Raw genomic sequence first — 16,081 nt, 5'->3', positions numbered from 1 at the left:
TTTGGTTAATCTAGCCAATTTAAGACTCTATCTACTATATTTTTGGGTTTATTATAGTCTATATTCAAGTGTAGAATTTCGCCTCTGGTATTTTTATTCTTACTACTAATAATGTTTTGCGCATCATTGTACATTCTATAATGTATGTCTTGCTGTTGTGTAGATGCCATTATAGCTATAATATCTTTCATTTCATTGGTGTGTGTAGAAAAAATAATGTCTGATATATTGTAAGCTTGTATTATATCTGTGATTTGCTTTGTTGTGCCTAAAAAATTGCTTGTATGTTGTTTGTTTTTATTGATATAACCTACAAATTTTGCTTTCTTATTATTGTTTGTCATAGCTAGTTTTATGGTGTCTATTTCAGCTTCGTTGCATACCAATAGATATTTGCTACTTGCATAAAATAGATTGGGTACAAGTGGTGTAATAAAGTTAATGAGCATTCTGTATAATATCAGAATAGGAATGTTTAATAAGAAAGAACATAAAATTATTGCTCTCGAAGAACGCAATGATAGCGGAAAAAATGAATATACAATAGATATCATAGCAAAGCCAGCAGTCAATCCAATGATGACATTTTTCCAAGTACAACTTTTATGATATGCCTTAAAAATATACAAATTTATAATGAAGAAAAATGTGTACAATGGTATATTAAAATAAATAAAAGAAGCTGGATAGATTAGTCTTTCGTCTTGTTTGATGAAATGTTCAAACACATATTTTAATGAAAACAGTATAGAAAATATGGATGCAATATCTATAGATGGCAATAAAATACTATTAAAAATTTGTTTGAGATACATCCAAAAAGCTTGTGCAAAAATGCCTAAATGTATGATAGGTGCTAATAGTTTACTTTGCTGTTTGGGTAAATTCTTTTTTGCAAAAATTAGCATGGCGCCATAAAATAATTTAATATAGTTTAGTGAGCCTTTTTTGGTGCTTTCGCCTTTGAAATGAATAATACTTGTGTCGGCCAAATACATATTTTTATATCCAGCTTGTTTTATCTGATAAGACAAATCAATGTCTTCGCCATACATAAAATAAGTTTCATCTAATTTTCCTACATTAACCAAAACATCTTTTCGCATCATCATAAATGCGCCACTTAGTACATCTACTTCATGGTTCTTATCTTTGTCTAAATATCCAAGATGGTATTTTCCAAAAAATGAAGATTTTGGAAATAACTTTGCAAACCCAGATATTTTTGCAAATGCGACGCCCAATGTCGGAAATCCTCTTTTTGATTCTGGCAAGAAATTTCCGGCACCATCAAGCATTTTTACACCTAAAGCACCAATTTTAGGATCATGCTCAAGTGTGTCTATACATTTTTGCAATGTATCTTCTTGCAATATAGTATCAGGATTGAGTAACAAACAATATGTTCCTTTTGCAATATTTATTCCTTGATTATTGGCTTTTGAAAACCCAACATTTTCTTTGTTTTGTATAATGTTTACCTCAGGAAAATTCGTTTGCATCATAGCTATAGACTCATCTTTAGATGCATTATCAACAACAATAATTTCATAATCGAAATTTACTTTTGAACGATAAATACTATTGATACAATATTCTAAAAAATACTGCACATTATAGTTTACAATGATGATGCTGAGTTTTGTCAATAAAGATTAATTTTTTAGATAATTTTCATAAGGCAATCTAGCTTGTATACTTCTAGCCAAGGTAATTTCATCAACATATTCCAATTCGCCACCAAAAGCAATACCACGAGATATAGTAGTTATTTTAATTGGATAATCTTTAAATTTTTTGGATAGATAAAAGATAGTTGTATCGCCATCAATAGTAGGATTTAATGCCATGATTAATTCTGAAATATTGCCAGACTTAATTCTATTTTCCAAAGAATCTATATTTAATTGGTCTGGACCAATGCCATCTAAAGGCGAAATAAGTCCTTCCAATACATGGTATACACCATTAAATTGTTGCGTTTGCTCAATGGCTAAGATGTCTCTAAAATTTTCTACAATACATACTGTGCTTTTGTCTCTGTACGGACTGTTGCAAATACTGCAAACGGCATCATCAGCAACATTGTGGCATATGGTGCAGTGCTTTATTTCTTGGCGCATACGTTGTAGCGTTTCAGTAAATTTGGTGGTTGTTTGCTGTTCCGATTGAAGTAGATGCATAACCAAACGCAAGGCTGTTTTTTTTCCGATGCCAGGTAGTTTAGAAAATTCAGCTACACCATCTTCTATCAATTTAGAAGGAAATATCATATTTCAAAAATACAAATAAAGTGGCAAAAAAGAAAGTAGGTTTAGAAGTAAGTGGTTTTGTGAAATGTGAACTGAGTTTATTTTAGAAATATGGATTAATATTTTGAACATATTAACATAAGTAATTTATAATAATTACTTATTAAGAAGTACTTGTAATTTGTATATGAATGATAAATATATTTAATATCACTGAAAACTAATGGCTTAATTTTCAATCAAACCAAGTATTCGTGCTTTATTTATAATTTCTAAAGCAATGATCTCTGAGGCATTCGAATTCCAATGAGTATCGTCAAGATGGTATAATAATTTATTATTATTCTTTCTGTAATTATTATATATATTAAGTGTATTTATTGTTGATATGTTAGAATTAATTAGCATTGAATCTAATCTGAATAAATAATCTGGTTGCTTCTTAAATGGTACAAATTCATAATATACTGTTTCTTTATCAGGCATTGGCATAAATATGAATTTAATTCCAAGTTTATCAAAATATTTTTTATATGCTATTAAGTTATTAACGGTATTTGTTAAATCATCTTTTTGATGTTTCTGATTACTACCTTGAAGAAAATACATATTTGAATTACTTACACCTTCAATTCCTTTTCCTTTACTACAATTGACTCTTGCTTTAAGCCATCTTAAAGGTAAAAATTTCAGGAAAGAATCAATATAAGAATTAATACTATAGAATATTTTCTTAATAGAGGATTTTATAAAATTTGCTCTAGTGTAAAATTGAATTTTCTCTGGAATATCTCTTTCAACCATTGAAAATATTACAAGTTTTGGCCTATTGATTTTCCCAGTATTAAGCAAATAATCAAAATGAACAACTGTACTAGGTGCAATGTTATATACTTTTAAATTCTTATCAAATTTAGAAACTAGATTACAAACAGTATTTGATTGATTTAAACCTGAACCTGCAACAAAAGAGTCTCCAATTATTAATATATCTGGGTCATTTATATGTTTATTATTTCTATATCCTAATTCATCAGTTTTCCAATATTCCTTTTTTACAATAGAATTTTTACTGTGATGGCATAAGTCGCCAACAGAATTCATATTAAGGGTTGAGTTTGGATAAAATGGAGAATCGGATGGCACCTCTGAAAATATTAATGCTTCCCAAGGTCTGTAAACCCATGTTTTAATAGGTATTAATATATTAGAAGCTAATAATATAATTAGTGGAATTAATGTGAAAAGCAATATTTTTATAATAAAATTTTTCATAAATATTAAAACTGAAAATATATAAACTGCTGACCTGTACTTTGAAAAATATAAATAGATAACATGATAGCATAATACATAGACCATCTTATTGGTTTATACCAATTTGAACCTAAATTTGCAAATGCATATTCTTCTTCTCTTCCAGTCCATTCTACAATGATAAAAAACAATAGTAATATGAATAATATTTTTGGAATTACAGATGGTACAGTTAGTAATGTATTTGAAAACATATGTGAAATGTATTGTATTGCATGATTTAAATTTTCGGCTCTAAAAAATATCCAAGCAAAAACTGTTAATCCGAAAGTAATTGTAATTGAAGTTATATCCTTTAATTTTGGCAAACATTTCCCTTTAGCTACTATTTCAAGATTGTTTCTATTTGTATTAAATATTATAGAGGGCATAATATAAAGTGCATTTAATAGGCCCCAAAAAATGAATGTCCAATTAGCTCCATGCCAAAATCCACTTACTAAAAAAATAATAAAAGTATTTCTAACTTTAAACCATGTACCTCCTTTACTTCCTCCGAGTGGTATATACAAGTAATCTCTAAACCACGTTGAAAGTGATATGTGCCATCGTCTCCAAAATTCAGCAATATCTCTTGAGAAATAAGGGAATGCAAAATTTCTTAATAATTCTATTCCAAAAAGTCGTGCAGTACCTAATGCAATATCTGAATATCCAGAAAAATCACCATAGATTTGGAAAGTAAAAAAATAGCACCTAAAACAAGAGTACTTCCTGAATAGTCTGAAGAATTATTAAAAATTTGGTTTGCATACTCTGCACATTGATCTGCAATTACAATTTTTTTGAATAATCCCCATAAAATTTGTTTCATTCCATCTACAGCTTTATTGTAGTCAAATGTTCTTTTCTTTTGAATTTGTGGCAAAAGATGGGTTGCTCTTTCTATTGGCCCTGCGACTAATAAAGGGAAAAAACTCACAAAGACAGAATAATCTATAAGATTTCTTTCTGCTTTTATTCTATCCTTATAAATATCAATTACATACGACAAACCATGAAATGTATAAAAAGAAATACCTACAGGTAAGATAACTTTTAATGTCCATGGATTAACATTTAATCCAATATTTTCTAATGCACTAGCAAATGATTCAACAAAGAAATTATAATACTTAAAAATACCAAGAAACCCAAGATTAATTGATATGCTTAGCCAAAACCAAAATCTCTTGGAATTTTTATTCTTAGAATCTGACATTTTTATTCCTGAAGAGTAATCAAGCAGAGTTGAAAAAATCAAAAGGAATAAAAATCTCCAATCCCAACAAGCATAAAAAAAATAACTTGAGACTAATAGTAATATGTTTTGTAGCCGTAAATTTCCTTTTGTTGCGAACCAATAAAGTAAAAATACAATAGGCAAAAAAAATGCAAAGTCTAATGAGTTAAAAAGCATATGCTTGTCTATTTTTTTATATATGTCTTCTTTTTTGTTTCTTTAGTACAACCAAAGATAAACTATTATTGGATACCATATAGCTAAGATATATCCTTTTCTGTATATCTAATAACTATTTTTAGGAATATTTTTCAAATATATTAATTATTTGTAGGAATATGTTGCTAAGCTTACATCAACAAAAGCATTGTGATACTCATTGCTATCATTAGACCATCTTCTATAATGGTTACAGTACTCATGGGCAAATTGAAAACTGCACCTAAACATGCACACTGAATTTGTTTTTTGTTTAGTACTGTTTGCAATACACCTACAATACTTGCTGACATTACAACTACTGTAATTAAATTTGTAATGAATGGATTGAAGTTTATTAGATATGCAATGCCTAATGCTAATTCTACAAAAGTATAAATATATGCCCACACTGGAATTTTTCTTGCAACTACATCATACATTACATAGCTTTCTGCGAATGCTTTTAAGTTTAGCATCTTGAAAAATGAAAACACTAAAAAAGAAAGTCGCCATAAAATGTCTCATCCATTGCATAACATCAAAATGATGATTGCTTGCTTGAATAAGTAGTGTTACTATACTAATGTATAGAAAAATTAGCAAAACTGGTTTGTAGGTCTCAAACCAAGATCTAGTTTGTTCTAGTGTTTCATTGTGGTGAATGGCAGAAATTTGATATTTACTATCTAAAGCATTTTGTAATTCTGATAAGTGAATATGTTTATCCATTGTGATGGTTGCTGAATTATCTGCTTTTGAAACCTCAACTGCTGTTACGTTTTTAACCATTAGCAAAGCTGTCTTTACTTTTGCTTCGCAACTTGTACAAGTCATTCCTGTTATTTGATATTTGTGTACCATATTATTTAATTTTATAGTACAAAGTTATAGATTGTTGTATGTTCAGCTGTTACACAGTTTTGGGAAAGAGTTGCAAAATTTACAAATCCTCAATTTGTTTTCGTTTTTTGTCTTTGAGTTGTTTAAAGTAACTTGGCGAAAAACCTGTAACTTTTTTGAATTGATTACTTAGATGTGCTACACTACTATAATTCAACAAAAAGGCAATTTCGTTTAAGGTCATTTCATCATACATTAAAAGTTCTTTTACTTTTTCGATTTTTTGGTTGATGAAATATTTTTCTATGGTAATGCCTTCTACTTCAGAGAACAAATTGCTTAATGTACTATAATCTTGAGTTAATTGCTGTGCTAAATAGTCAGACAAATTGATGTTAATCTGATTGTTTTTGTTTTGTACCAAATCAATGATTAGATTCTTTATCTTTTCAATTGTTTTGCTTTTTTTGTCATCAATTAAGCTAAAACCTAAAGTTCGAAGTTGATGCGATAAGTCATCTTTGATATGGTTAATATTATTTTCTTGTATGTCTACTTCGCCCAAGTCCACAGAAATTGGATGAAGTCCCAATTTTTCCAATTCAGATTTTACGACCATTTTGCAACGGCTACAAACCATATTTTTGATATAGAGTTTCATTGTTGCTGTGTTATGAGTTGTTGTTTGTTGTTGATTAAATTTGATTTTAGGTTACAACTCTTTTGGATTATAGTCTATTATCCATTCAATGCCATATTTGTCTCTAAACATACCAAAATATGAATCCTCAAGACTATCAGCCATAGGTACTTCTATTTCTCCACCTGCCGAAAGCATACTGAATAAATTATCTGCTTCTTCCTTACTTTCTGCGCTAACTGAAATTTTACTTCTATGCTCACGTTCGTTTACTTTTCCAAGAAAATCTGGAACATCATTTCCTATTAACATATTTTTTTCTCCAATTGGTAAAGCAATATGCATGATTTTATTTTCTTCTGATTCAGGTATTGGAAATTCTGGGTTTACAAAATCTTTGAAGCGAATAATTTTTGTAAACTCACCACCAAAAGCTGACTTATAAAATGTAAATGCTTCTTCTGCATTACCATTAAAGTTGATATGTGGATTGATGACTGCCATAGAGTAAAGTTAAAATTATTGCTAATAGTTGTACAAACGTCTATTTTATGTCGTATACTTTCATTTATACGTAACTAAGATATGTATTTTTTAAAGCTTAACTGCAATTTTTTGTGAGATTAGTATAAAATAAAAAAGTCATGAAACTGTTCATGACTTTTTTTTGGCAGCGGAGAGAGAGGGATTCGAACCCCCGGACCTGTTACAGTCAACGGTTTTCAAGACCGCCGCATTCGACCGCTCTGCCATCTCTCCGAGTGCAAAGATAGTAAAAAGTTTAAAAATGAAAATTAAATTATTGTTTTGCCACAATTTTTATCATCTCTGTATGTGGCAGATTGTCTTCCATATATTCTTCGCTATTTACAACAAAGCCAAATTTTTGGTAAAAATTAATTAAATAGCTTTGAGCACTAATTTTTACATCAGTTTTTGGGAATAATATGTCTAATTTGAGCATGGCTTCTTGCATCAACAAAAATCCATAATTACTTTTTCTATAAGCTGGTGAGGTAACTACTCTACCTATTGAACAACAATTTGGGAAAGAAATTTCTTCTGGCAATAGTCTTGCATATGCAATTAATTGTTCGTCTACAAAGCCCATCAAATGCCACGATTTTTTGTCTTTGTTGTCTATGTCTTTATAAATACAATTTTGTTCTATATTAAATACTTCTTCACGCAATTGTAAAATGGCATATAATTGATGAACATTGAGTTCGTTGAAAGATTTTAGGATAAAATGCATAATGGGTTTTAGTTTTGTTCGCCGTAGTATTCTACAAATATATTTTCTGTTTCAGTAAGTTTAATGCAATGCAGTGTAGCGTCTTTAATTAATGGTTGTAAAATATTCCATATGATGATTGCCAAATTTTCTGTTGATGGCATTAGATGTGGTGGAATAATATCTTGAATATCTAAATTTAAGTTTTTGTGGTCAAATCTTTCGCAAACATGTTCTCTGATAATCTGACTGAGTTCTTTTACATTCATGATAAAGCCTGTGTCTGGATTTGGAGTTCCTTTTACAGTAACTAATAATTCATAATTATGACCATGCCAATTTTTGTTTGAACATTTTCCAAACACTTCAATATTCTTCTCTTCACTCCAATTTGGATTGTATAATTTATGCGCAGCATTAAACGTTTCTCTTCTTGTAAGGTATACCACAGCGCAAAATTACATATTCAATAATACTAAAGCTCAAATTCACTGTATTTTTTTTATTAAATTTATTGTTTAATACGAATGAAAACATGAAAATTACAATTGTAGCAGCTACTAAAATGGAACTTCAACCACTTTTGGATGTTTATCAGGCAAAAGAAGCAAATTTTATTGGTTTGTACACAAATAATGATGAAAGTCTTCATTTTTTGGTTACAGGAATGGGTATGATGCAAACTGCTGCACATTTGATGTGGTATGCAAATCGATATGAAAGAGATTTTTATTTTGATATTGGTGTGGCTGGAGCATTTAATAGAACAATACAACTTTGTGAAGTGTTGAAAATAACATCAGAAACTTATGGCGATTTTGGTGTAGAAAATGATGATATGTTTGAGGATTTTTTTGAAATGGGTTTTTTAGAAAAATCTACTTCTGTATTTGAGTATGGTTTGGTTAAACCTATTGAGCATATCATTAGCAAGAATATTAATTTAAAACATGCAAGTTCTATAACAGTGAATAAGGTACATGGCAACGAAAAAACTATAACACAAATAGTACAAAAATATAATGCTGATATTGAAAATATGGAAGGTTTGGCTTTCTATTATGTAATGCACTTAATGCAAAAACCAAGCATAGAAATTAGGTCTATTTCCAATTATGTAGAGAAAAGAAATAAAGGAAATTGGAAACTCAAAGATGCTATTGAAAACTTAAATACAGAAATGATAGAAATTTTAAATGGTATCAATTAATTACTATTGTTTGATGTGAATGTGCGTACTATCTGTTAAAGTATGCATAAACGAGATGATGTCATTTATTTCTTTGTTCGATAAGTTTAATTTTTTATCTGCCATTGTTTGGTTAGGCAACATTTTTCCAAATGCTGAAGCACCACCACGATTATAAAAATCTAATACATCTTCTAATGAAGAAAAACTTCCATTATGCATATAAGGTGCTGTATGTGCAATATTTCTAAGTGTTGGTGTTTTAAATGAGTTTCTAAATAAATCAAATTTTAAAAATTTGTACCTACCCAAATCTGTATCTACAATATAGTTGAGTGTGTCCCAAACTATTGGAATGCTTAGTACTTCAGATTCCATTTCTCCAAAAAATGGTGGTACATTACCATAAAAAGTAGGTGCAAAATGACATGTACCACATTTTGCTTTTCCCATAAATAAGTTATATCCATTTTCTATATTTTTTGGTAGCTTCTTTTTTTCACCACGCATGAATTTGTCAAACTCAGAATTTAAAGAAATTAAGCTGTGTTGAAATGCTGCAATTGCTGCATTGATAGTTGCTGCATTAATTGCTTGCTCATAGTTATAAATAGATTTAAAATCAGTCACATAATTTTTATTGCTATTTAGTCTTGAGATGATGGTGTCATAACTAATGTTGAATTCTTCTACATTGTTTACAACATGCGCCACTTGTTGCTCAAAACTTTTGGCACGCATATCATGGAAAAAATTATTTTGCAACGCACTGTTAAGTAATGTTGGTGTATTTCTTTTTTGAAAATCACCAGCTTGGTTTGTTATTGCTGTTGTTAAACCATCAGTAAAAAATTTATTAGGTTGATGACAGCTTGCACAGCTCATTTCTCTATTGTTGGAAAGATTCTTATCGAAGAATAGTTTTTTACCCAATTCTATCTCTGTTGTAGTTATATTTCTATACTTATCATCACTATAGAATGTAGTATTAATAAAGTCTTGCTGGTAAATATTATCAGCTTTAAGTTGTACTACTCTTTTTATTTTATAGATGTCTTCCAAATATTTTACATCCAAAATTTTATATAGGTTAGTGATGTCTTTGTATATAGTATGCAAGTGTTGTTTAGTAAATTGTAATCTATTTATGGTATTAAAATCTACTATAGATAAATAAGCGATTGCATTATTTATCTTAGTTTGTATGGTCGTAATTTTTTGTTGTATAGCAATATCTTGTTTTGCTTTTATTAAACTAAATATTGTATCAATAGACTGAAGATTTGCAATAATATCTTGTGTTGAGTTTAAAGTCGTTTCACAATCAAAGTCAGTAATATTCAATGTTTCAATTCTAATAAAATTATATTTTATGGCTTCAAAAAGAGTAGTGTTTGTTATTGTCTCATCTATTAAGTATTGATAGAATTGCAGGTTCTGATTTTGAAATTTTTTAATTAACAATTTCAATTCATCTTTATTGATTGTATCTTCAGCTAAAAGCGCTTCGATTTCTATGAGTGTAGAAATTGAAAATTCTTCCATCGAAAATTGTCGTTTTTCATCTAAAATAATTGGAATTTTAAAAACTTCTTCAGCAATATAATCAGCAATAAATTCAATCTTTTTATACTGTGTACGAGTTAACTTAAATTGATTTACAATTTGCTGTTTTTCTACAATAATAGAATCTTGTTTGTTAATAATAAATAATAAATTATTTAATTCATTTTGCAATGTTTTTGATTGACGAATAATATATTGTTTAGATTCTGTTTGTAGAAATTCCTCCTTGCTATCAAAAAAAGAAAACGACATAATAAACATGAACGAAACCAATATTATAAATACGCCTTTTCTTAGCATAGCATTTAATTATATTGCTAATTTAATACCATTTCGATAAACTTAATTTATTTTTGTGCGTTATTATAAAAATTCATTATGAGATTTAGTCCATTTTTAATTATTACCATCATTGTATTTTTTGTTGATGCATATATATTATACCATCTTAAGCAACATATTGTAGACCAATCTGAGTATAAAAGGAAAGTAATTTTTGGATATATAGTAATAAGCAGTATTACATACATAGCTATAGCTTCAATGTTTTTTCTTGGAAATAAAAACTGGATAGGTTGGAGCAAAAATATACTATTAGGTACAGCACAAGCAATATTTATTGCCAAACTTTTTATGGTACCATTCCTTTTCTTGGCAGATATTATACATCTATTCAGCTGGCTATTATATAAAAATAATGCAGAAACTCCATCTATCCAAAATGGTATGAGCAGACTTACATTTTTCTATAAAGCAGCACTTTTGGTAGGCGGTACTACCTTTGCAGGATTTTTGTATGGAGTGTACAAAGGTGCGTACAATATAAAAACAAACTACATTAAGATTAAAAAAAATAACCTACCTCAAATATTCAAACAACTAAAAATTGTCCAAATATCAGATTTGCATGTTGGCAGTTTTCCCAATGCTAAGCATTTAGAAAATATGGTGAATAAAATCAATCAAGAAGAAGCAGACTTTGTTTTCTTTACAGGTGATTTAGTGAATATGAAAGCCGATGAAGTAGAACCTTATTTAGAAGTATTATCAAAAATAAAAGTAAAGAAACAAGTATATTCAATTCTTGGCAATCATGATTATGGAACATATCATGAATGGAATTCTAAACAAGAAGAAAGAGAAAATTTAGTATCACTCATTAATTTTCAAAAACAGCTTGGTTGGAAAATTTTAATGGATGAACATGAAATTATAAATTATGGTGCGCACAATTTAGCAATCATAGGCATACAATATTGGGGACATTCGTTAAGATTTGGAAAAATAGGCAACTTAAACAAAGCATACCAAGGCGCAGAGCATGCAGACTTACAATTGCTACTTAGCCACGATCCATCTCATTTTGACTATGAAGTAAGTAAAGATGAAAAATATAAAAATATAGATGCAACATTTGCAGGACATACACATGGCTTTCAATTTGGTGTAGAAATACCTAAATTAAATTTCCAATGGTCACCATCACAATATGTGTATCCACATTGGGGCGGATTATATCAAAACAAAAACCAATATTTGTATGTTAATAGAGGAATGGGTTATATTGGCTATCCTGGGCGTTTAGGCATTCCACCAGAAATTAGCGTATTTTCTTTTGAATAATAACGCTAATAATTTTTTAACTTTATACTAAACAGAAACTTATATCTTTAGACTAATTTTTACACTATGTTATTAAATATTTTTAGAGCCAAAATACATCGTGCTATCGTTACACAAGCAGACTTAAACTACAAAGGTAGTATCACTATTGATGAAGCATTGCTAGACGCATCAGGTATGATAGAAAACGAACGCGTACAGATTGTGAATGTAGACAATGGAGAGCGTTTTGAAACTTTTATTATAAAAGGCGAAAGAGGTTCTGGTGTGGTTTGTTTAAATGGTCCAGCAGCACGTAGAGTACAAGTTGGCGACAAACTCATCATTATTGCATATGCATTGATGACACCAGAAGAAGCCAAAACACATACACCAAGTGCCGTTTTTGTGAATGAAAACAATCAGATTATAAAATAATAGAATATTGAAAAACCTAAAATCTATTATAAAAGTATTACTATCACTTGGATTAGGTGTAGGAATTATTATTTGGTTTTGGAGTTCAATGTCAGAAAATGATAAAGCACAAACAATAGATGCATTCAAAAGAGCAAACTATTTTTGGGTATTATTAGCACCATTTATTGGCTTCTTAGCAAATTTTCTTAGAACACAACGTTGGATACTATTGCTGCGGCCATTAAATTACAATCCATCATATGCTAATACATTTTATTCAGTCATGTTAATGTATTTCTTCAATCTATTTGTACCAAGATTAGGTGAAATTATGCGATGTACCATCTTAGCAAAATACGAAGATGTGCCAGTAGAAAAATCATTAGGTACAATGGTAACAGAAAGAATCGTAGATGTATTATGTTTAGGTGTGGTGTTCTTATTAGTTATCTTATTTTTGGGTAAAGAAAATTACGATATTCTAAGAGCAAGTTTCAATGAGGCAACAGCAGGTTTCGGCGATAATATTATTTTCACTATCGTGAAATATGCAATACCAATTTTATTGATCGTAGCAGCGATTCTATTTTCATGGTATTATATCAGAAAGAATGGAATGGATAAACTACAAATACTCATCAGAAGTAAAATAAAATCACTATTAAGTTCTGTTTTTTCTATAAAAGATATAAAAGAAAAGCCACAATTTGTATTGCTTACTGTTGCTATGTGGATAGCCTATTTGTTAATGTTTTATGTCAATTACATGGCATTGCCAGAAACAAAAAGTCTACCATTTTTCTCAGCATTAGTATGCTTGTTATTTGGCTCTTTCGCAGTTATACTTACACCAGGTGGTATTGGCGTATACCCAATAGTTATTCAATTAGTTTTAGTTACATTCAAAGTAAATCCAAGTATTGCGTTAGCATTAGGCATGTTGTCATGGTCAGTACAAACATTAGGCGTACTAGTAGGTGGCATGTTATCATTAGCATTGATTAACTTAGCAAACAAAAAGAAAAAAGTTGATATTGGTGCATAAATTACCAAAATATATCTATCATTTAGATGATTTCTTAAAGATATTAGATACAAAATCAAATAAAATAGTATTTGCAAATGGCTGTTTCGATTTGTTACATCAAGGTCATATACACTTGCTCAATCAAGCAAAACACTTAGGCGATATTCTAATTGTTGCAATCAATACAGACGCATCTATAAAAAAACTAAAAGGAGAAAGTAGACCAATCGAAACCTTAGACACTAGAATAAAAAAAATAGCGACTTAGTGTAGTAGATTACATCATTGCCTTTGATGAAGACACACCATTACAATTAATACAAAAAATAAAGCCTAATATTATAGTAAAAGGTAGCGACTACAATGCATCAGATGTGGTGGGCGCAGATATTGCAGAACAAGTAGTTATTATTCCACTTTTAGATGACTATTCAACCACTAAAATCATTGAAAAATTATCCTCATCGGATTTAAAAAATACATAAAAAAAGCTTATTTTCGCATAAATAACAAATTCAATGAATTTTCAATTAACAGAAGAGCAAATAGCTATCAAAGAAGCAGCAAGAAAATTTACACAAGATGTGTTAAAAAAAGAAGTAATTGAGCGTGATAGAGAAATGAGACATCCTACAGAAGAACTAAAGCAAATGGGCGAAATGGGCTTCTTAGGCATGATGGTAAGCGAACAATATGGTGGCGGCGGAATGGATACCATATCATATGTATTGGCAATGGAAGAAATTTCTAAATTAGATGCTTCTGCATCAGTAGCCATGTCTGTAAATAATTCATTAGTTTGTTGGGGATTAGAAAAATATGGTACAGAAGCACAAAAACAAAAATACTTAGTGCCTTTAGCAAAAGGAGAAGTATTAGGTGCATTTGCATTATCTGAGCCAGAAGCAGGAAGTGATGCTACATCACAAAGAACAATAGCTGAAGATAAAGGCGACTATTATTTACTAAATGGTACAAAAAACTGGATAACTAATGGTGGAAAAGCATCTACTTATTTAGTAATAGCACAAACGGATGTTGCCAAAGGACATAAAGGTATAAACGTTCTAATTGTAGAAAAAGGAATGCCAGGATTTGTAATTGGAGCAAAAGAAGATAAATTAGGCATTAGAGCATCAGATACACATACATTATTGTTTAATGATGTAAAAGTTCCAAAAGAAAATAGAATAGGTGAAGATGGATTTGGATTCAAATTCGCCATGAAAACATTAGAAGGCGGAAGAATTGGTATTGCAGCACAAGCATTAGGTATTGCAGCAGGTGCCTACGAATTAGCATTAGAATATGCAAAGGTAAGAAAAGCATTTGGTACAGAAATCATAAACCATCAAGCAGTAGCTTTTAAGTTGGCAGATATGGCTACAGAAATCGAGGCTGCAAGATTGTTGGTATACAAAGCTGCATGGCTTAAAGATACAGGACAAGATTATGCAACTGCATCTGCAATGGCAAAATATTTTGCATCTGAAGTGGCAATGAAAACAGCAGTAGAAGCAGTGCAAATACATGGTGGCTATGGCTATGTAAAAGAATACCATGTTGAAAGATTAATGCGTGATGCTAAGATTACTCAGATCTATGAAGGTACCACAGAAGTACAAAAAATTGTTATTTCTCGTGCAATATTATCAGGCAGATAATTTTAATTAGAAATACATAAAATAAATAGGAGACGTGTCCGAGTGGTTGAAGGAGCACGCCTGGAAAGTGTGTGTACTCCAAAAGGGTACCGCGAGTTCGAATCTCGCCGTCTCCGCAACTAATTTATATTTATAAGTTATTTATTAAATTCAGAAATTCATCTTTTCGTTCTCTGGCAATAGGTACTGTTCTGTTGTGTTGAAGTACAATTGAGCCGCCATCGGTTTTTATATATTGCAAAATGTATGATGTATTAATGATATGAGAACGATGAACTCTAAAAAATGTTTTATGATTTTCTAAAATTTGTTCAAAATATTTTATCTTTTTACTGATTACTATTTTACTTTTATCACTCAAATATAAATTAGTATACGAGCCTTCTGCTTCTAAAGCAACAATATCATTAACATTGATGAATGTAAAACCATCTAATACTGGAAGTGCAATTTTACTAAATGTACTTTTGTGTAGATTTTCTTTTAGTAATTCAAATCTTTCTTGCGAATGAATTGAGTTTGAATCTATCATTCTTATTGCTTTATCTACAACTTCTATCAAACTAGAAATTTGAATTGGTTTTAATAAATATCCAATTGCAGATACTTCAAATGCTTTTAGCGCATATTCATCATGTCCTGTGCAATATATTAACTCAAAATTTGTTTTATCTACAAATTCCAACAACTGAAACCCATTGTATTTTGGCATATCAATATCTGAAAAAACAATATGTGGTTGGTGTTGGTTAATAAGTTTTACTGCACTTGGCACATCTTCTGCTTGTGCTACTATTTCTATTTGCGGACAATTTTCCTCTAACAATCTTTTTAGTAAGCTTCTTGCTTTTTCTTCATCATCTATAATTATTGCACTATACATTTAATACCCAAATTTTCGCACTAA

At 29.8% G+C, this 16,081-nt stretch carries 14 protein-coding genes, 2 tRNA genes and 3 pseudogenes; 7 read left to right on the top strand and 12 right to left on the bottom strand.

What is annotated here, in order from left to right; translation table 11 throughout:
- Positions 1-5: 5 nt before the first annotated feature.
- The 10 genes and pseudogenes from IPK18_04430 to IPK18_04385 all read right to left on the bottom strand — a co-directional run bounded on the left by IPK18_04430 (position 6) and on the right by IPK18_04385 (position 8,155).
- Positions 6-1,649 carry a glycosyltransferase gene (locus IPK18_04430; protein ID QQR98772.1) on the bottom strand — a complete coding sequence of 548 codons (1,644 nt, stop codon included), beginning with the start codon at positions 1,647-1,649 and terminating at the stop codon, positions 6-8.
- Between the two features lie 6 nt (positions 1,650-1,655).
- Positions 1,656-2,273, bottom strand: coding sequence for a recombination protein RecR (gene recR, locus IPK18_04425; GenBank protein ID QQR98771.1), 618 nt, complete (start codon positions 2,271-2,273; stop codon positions 1,656-1,658).
- A gap of 207 nt (positions 2,274-2,480) precedes the next feature.
- Entirely contained in the window at positions 2,481-3,527 is a 1,047-nt protein-coding gene (locus tag IPK18_04420; protein ID QQR98770.1) for a hypothetical protein, read from the bottom strand.
- A 5-nt stretch (positions 3,528-3,532) separates the two neighbouring features.
- Positions 3,533-4,968: pseudogene (locus IPK18_04415) on the bottom strand (MBOAT family protein).
- 173 nt (positions 4,969-5,141) lie between these two features.
- Positions 5,142-5,853, bottom strand: a pseudogene (locus IPK18_04410) (heavy metal translocating P-type ATPase).
- Between the two features lie 79 nt (positions 5,854-5,932).
- Positions 5,933-6,493, bottom strand: a complete 561-nt coding sequence (locus IPK18_04405) for a helix-turn-helix transcriptional regulator (GenBank protein QQR98769.1) — start codon at positions 6,491-6,493, stop codon at positions 5,933-5,935.
- 51 nt (positions 6,494-6,544) lie between these two features.
- Positions 6,545-6,976, bottom strand: coding sequence for a VOC family protein (locus tag IPK18_04400; protein ID QQR98768.1), 432 nt, complete (start codon positions 6,974-6,976; stop codon positions 6,545-6,547).
- A gap of 170 nt (positions 6,977-7,146) precedes the next feature.
- Positions 7,147-7,231: transfer RNA gene (locus tag IPK18_04395), tRNA-Ser, on the bottom strand.
- A gap of 40 nt (positions 7,232-7,271) precedes the next feature.
- On the bottom strand, positions 7,272-7,727 hold the full coding sequence (locus IPK18_04390; GenBank protein ID QQR98767.1) for a GNAT family N-acetyltransferase: 456 nt from the start codon (positions 7,725-7,727) through the stop codon (positions 7,272-7,274).
- A gap of 8 nt (positions 7,728-7,735) precedes the next feature.
- Positions 7,736-8,155 carry a 6-carboxytetrahydropterin synthase gene (locus tag IPK18_04385; GenBank protein QQR98766.1) on the bottom strand — a complete coding sequence of 140 codons (420 nt, stop codon included), beginning with the start codon at positions 8,153-8,155 and terminating at the stop codon, positions 7,736-7,738.
- Between the two features lie 86 nt (positions 8,156-8,241).
- On the opposite strand from IPK18_04385, the gene mqnB reads away from it, so the two are divergent.
- Positions 8,242-8,916 (top strand): futalosine hydrolase, encoded by a 675-nt coding sequence (gene mqnB / locus IPK18_04380; GenBank protein ID QQR98765.1) that lies wholly within the window; start codon positions 8,242-8,244, stop codon positions 8,914-8,916.
- Positions 8,917-8,919: 3 nt separating this feature from the next.
- Here mqnB and IPK18_04375 read toward each other — a convergent pair whose 3' ends face one another.
- Entirely contained in the window at positions 8,920-10,713 is a 1,794-nt protein-coding gene (locus tag IPK18_04375; protein ID QQR98764.1) for a c-type cytochrome, read from the bottom strand.
- 126 nt (positions 10,714-10,839) lie between these two features.
- Here IPK18_04375 and IPK18_04370 point away from each other — a divergent pair, with 126 nt between their 5' ends.
- The 6 genes and pseudogenes from IPK18_04370 (at position 10,840) to IPK18_04345 (ending at position 15,290) form a co-directional block, all read left to right on the top strand.
- A complete protein-coding gene (locus IPK18_04370; protein ID QQR98763.1) occupies positions 10,840-12,084 on the top strand; it encodes a metallophosphoesterase in 1,245 nt (414 codons plus the stop codon).
- A 66-nt stretch (positions 12,085-12,150) separates the two neighbouring features.
- Positions 12,151-12,501, top strand: a complete 351-nt coding sequence (locus IPK18_04365; protein QQR98762.1) for an aspartate 1-decarboxylase — start codon at positions 12,151-12,153, stop codon at positions 12,499-12,501.
- A gap of 7 nt (positions 12,502-12,508) precedes the next feature.
- Positions 12,509-13,528 carry a flippase-like domain-containing protein gene (locus IPK18_04360; protein QQR98761.1) on the top strand — a complete coding sequence of 340 codons (1,020 nt, stop codon included), beginning with the start codon at positions 12,509-12,511 and terminating at the stop codon, positions 13,526-13,528.
- Positions 13,521-13,995, top strand: a pseudogene (locus IPK18_04355) (adenylyltransferase/cytidyltransferase family protein). Before IPK18_04360 ends, IPK18_04355 begins: the two are co-directional and overlap by 8 nt.
- 33 nt (positions 13,996-14,028) lie before the next feature.
- Complete coding sequence (locus IPK18_04350; GenBank protein QQR98760.1) at positions 14,029-15,174, top strand: acyl-CoA dehydrogenase family protein; 1,146 nt, start codon at positions 14,029-14,031, stop codon at positions 15,172-15,174.
- Positions 15,175-15,202: 28 nt separating this feature from the next.
- A tRNA-Ser gene (locus IPK18_04345) sits at positions 15,203-15,290 on the top strand.
- 14 nt (positions 15,291-15,304) lie between these two features.
- Here IPK18_04345 and IPK18_04340 read toward each other — a convergent pair.
- The gene (locus tag IPK18_04340; protein QQR98759.1) at positions 15,305-16,057 is read right to left on the bottom strand and encodes a response regulator transcription factor; all 753 of its coding nucleotides are present in this window, start codon (positions 16,055-16,057) and stop codon (positions 15,305-15,307) included.
- Between the last annotated feature and the right edge of the window lie 24 nt (positions 16,058-16,081).

The organism is Sphingobacteriales bacterium (genome assembly GCA_016699615.1).
Classification (GTDB): Bacteria; Bacteroidota; Bacteroidia; order Chitinophagales; family JADIYW01; genus JADJSS01.
This window is presented reverse-complemented; position numbering and strand designations above follow the sequence as displayed.

Coding starts and splice junctions, on each gene's coding strand:
- IPK18_04405 (QQR98769.1), bottom strand. CDS start 6,493: ATGAAACTCTATATCAAAAATATGGTTTGTAGCCGTTGCAAAATGGTC.
- IPK18_04420 (QQR98770.1), bottom strand. CDS start 3,527: ATGAAAAATTTTATTATAAAAATATTGCTTTTCACATTAATTCCACTA.
- recR (QQR98771.1), bottom strand. CDS start 2,273: ATGATATTTCCTTCTAAATTGATAGAAGATGGTGTAGCTGAATTTTCT.
- IPK18_04370 (QQR98763.1), top strand. CDS start 10,840: ATGAGATTTAGTCCATTTTTAATTATTACCATCATTGTATTTTTTGTT.
- IPK18_04350 (QQR98760.1), top strand. CDS start 14,029: ATGAATTTTCAATTAACAGAAGAGCAAATAGCTATCAAAGAAGCAGCA.
- IPK18_04375 (QQR98764.1), bottom strand. CDS start 10,713: ATGTCGTTTTCTTTTTTTGATAGCAAGGAGGAATTTCTACAAACAGAA.
- mqnB (QQR98765.1), top strand. CDS start 8,242: ATGAAAATTACAATTGTAGCAGCTACTAAAATGGAACTTCAACCACTT.
- IPK18_04390 (QQR98767.1), bottom strand. CDS start 7,727: ATGCATTTTATCCTAAAATCTTTCAACGAACTCAATGTTCATCAATTA.
- IPK18_04400 (QQR98768.1), bottom strand. CDS start 6,976: ATGGCAGTCATCAATCCACATATCAACTTTAATGGTAATGCAGAAGAA.
- IPK18_04365 (QQR98762.1), top strand. CDS start 12,151: ATGTTATTAAATATTTTTAGAGCCAAAATACATCGTGCTATCGTTACA.
- IPK18_04340 (QQR98759.1), bottom strand. CDS start 16,057: ATGTATAGTGCAATAATTATAGATGATGAAGAAAAAGCAAGAAGCTTA.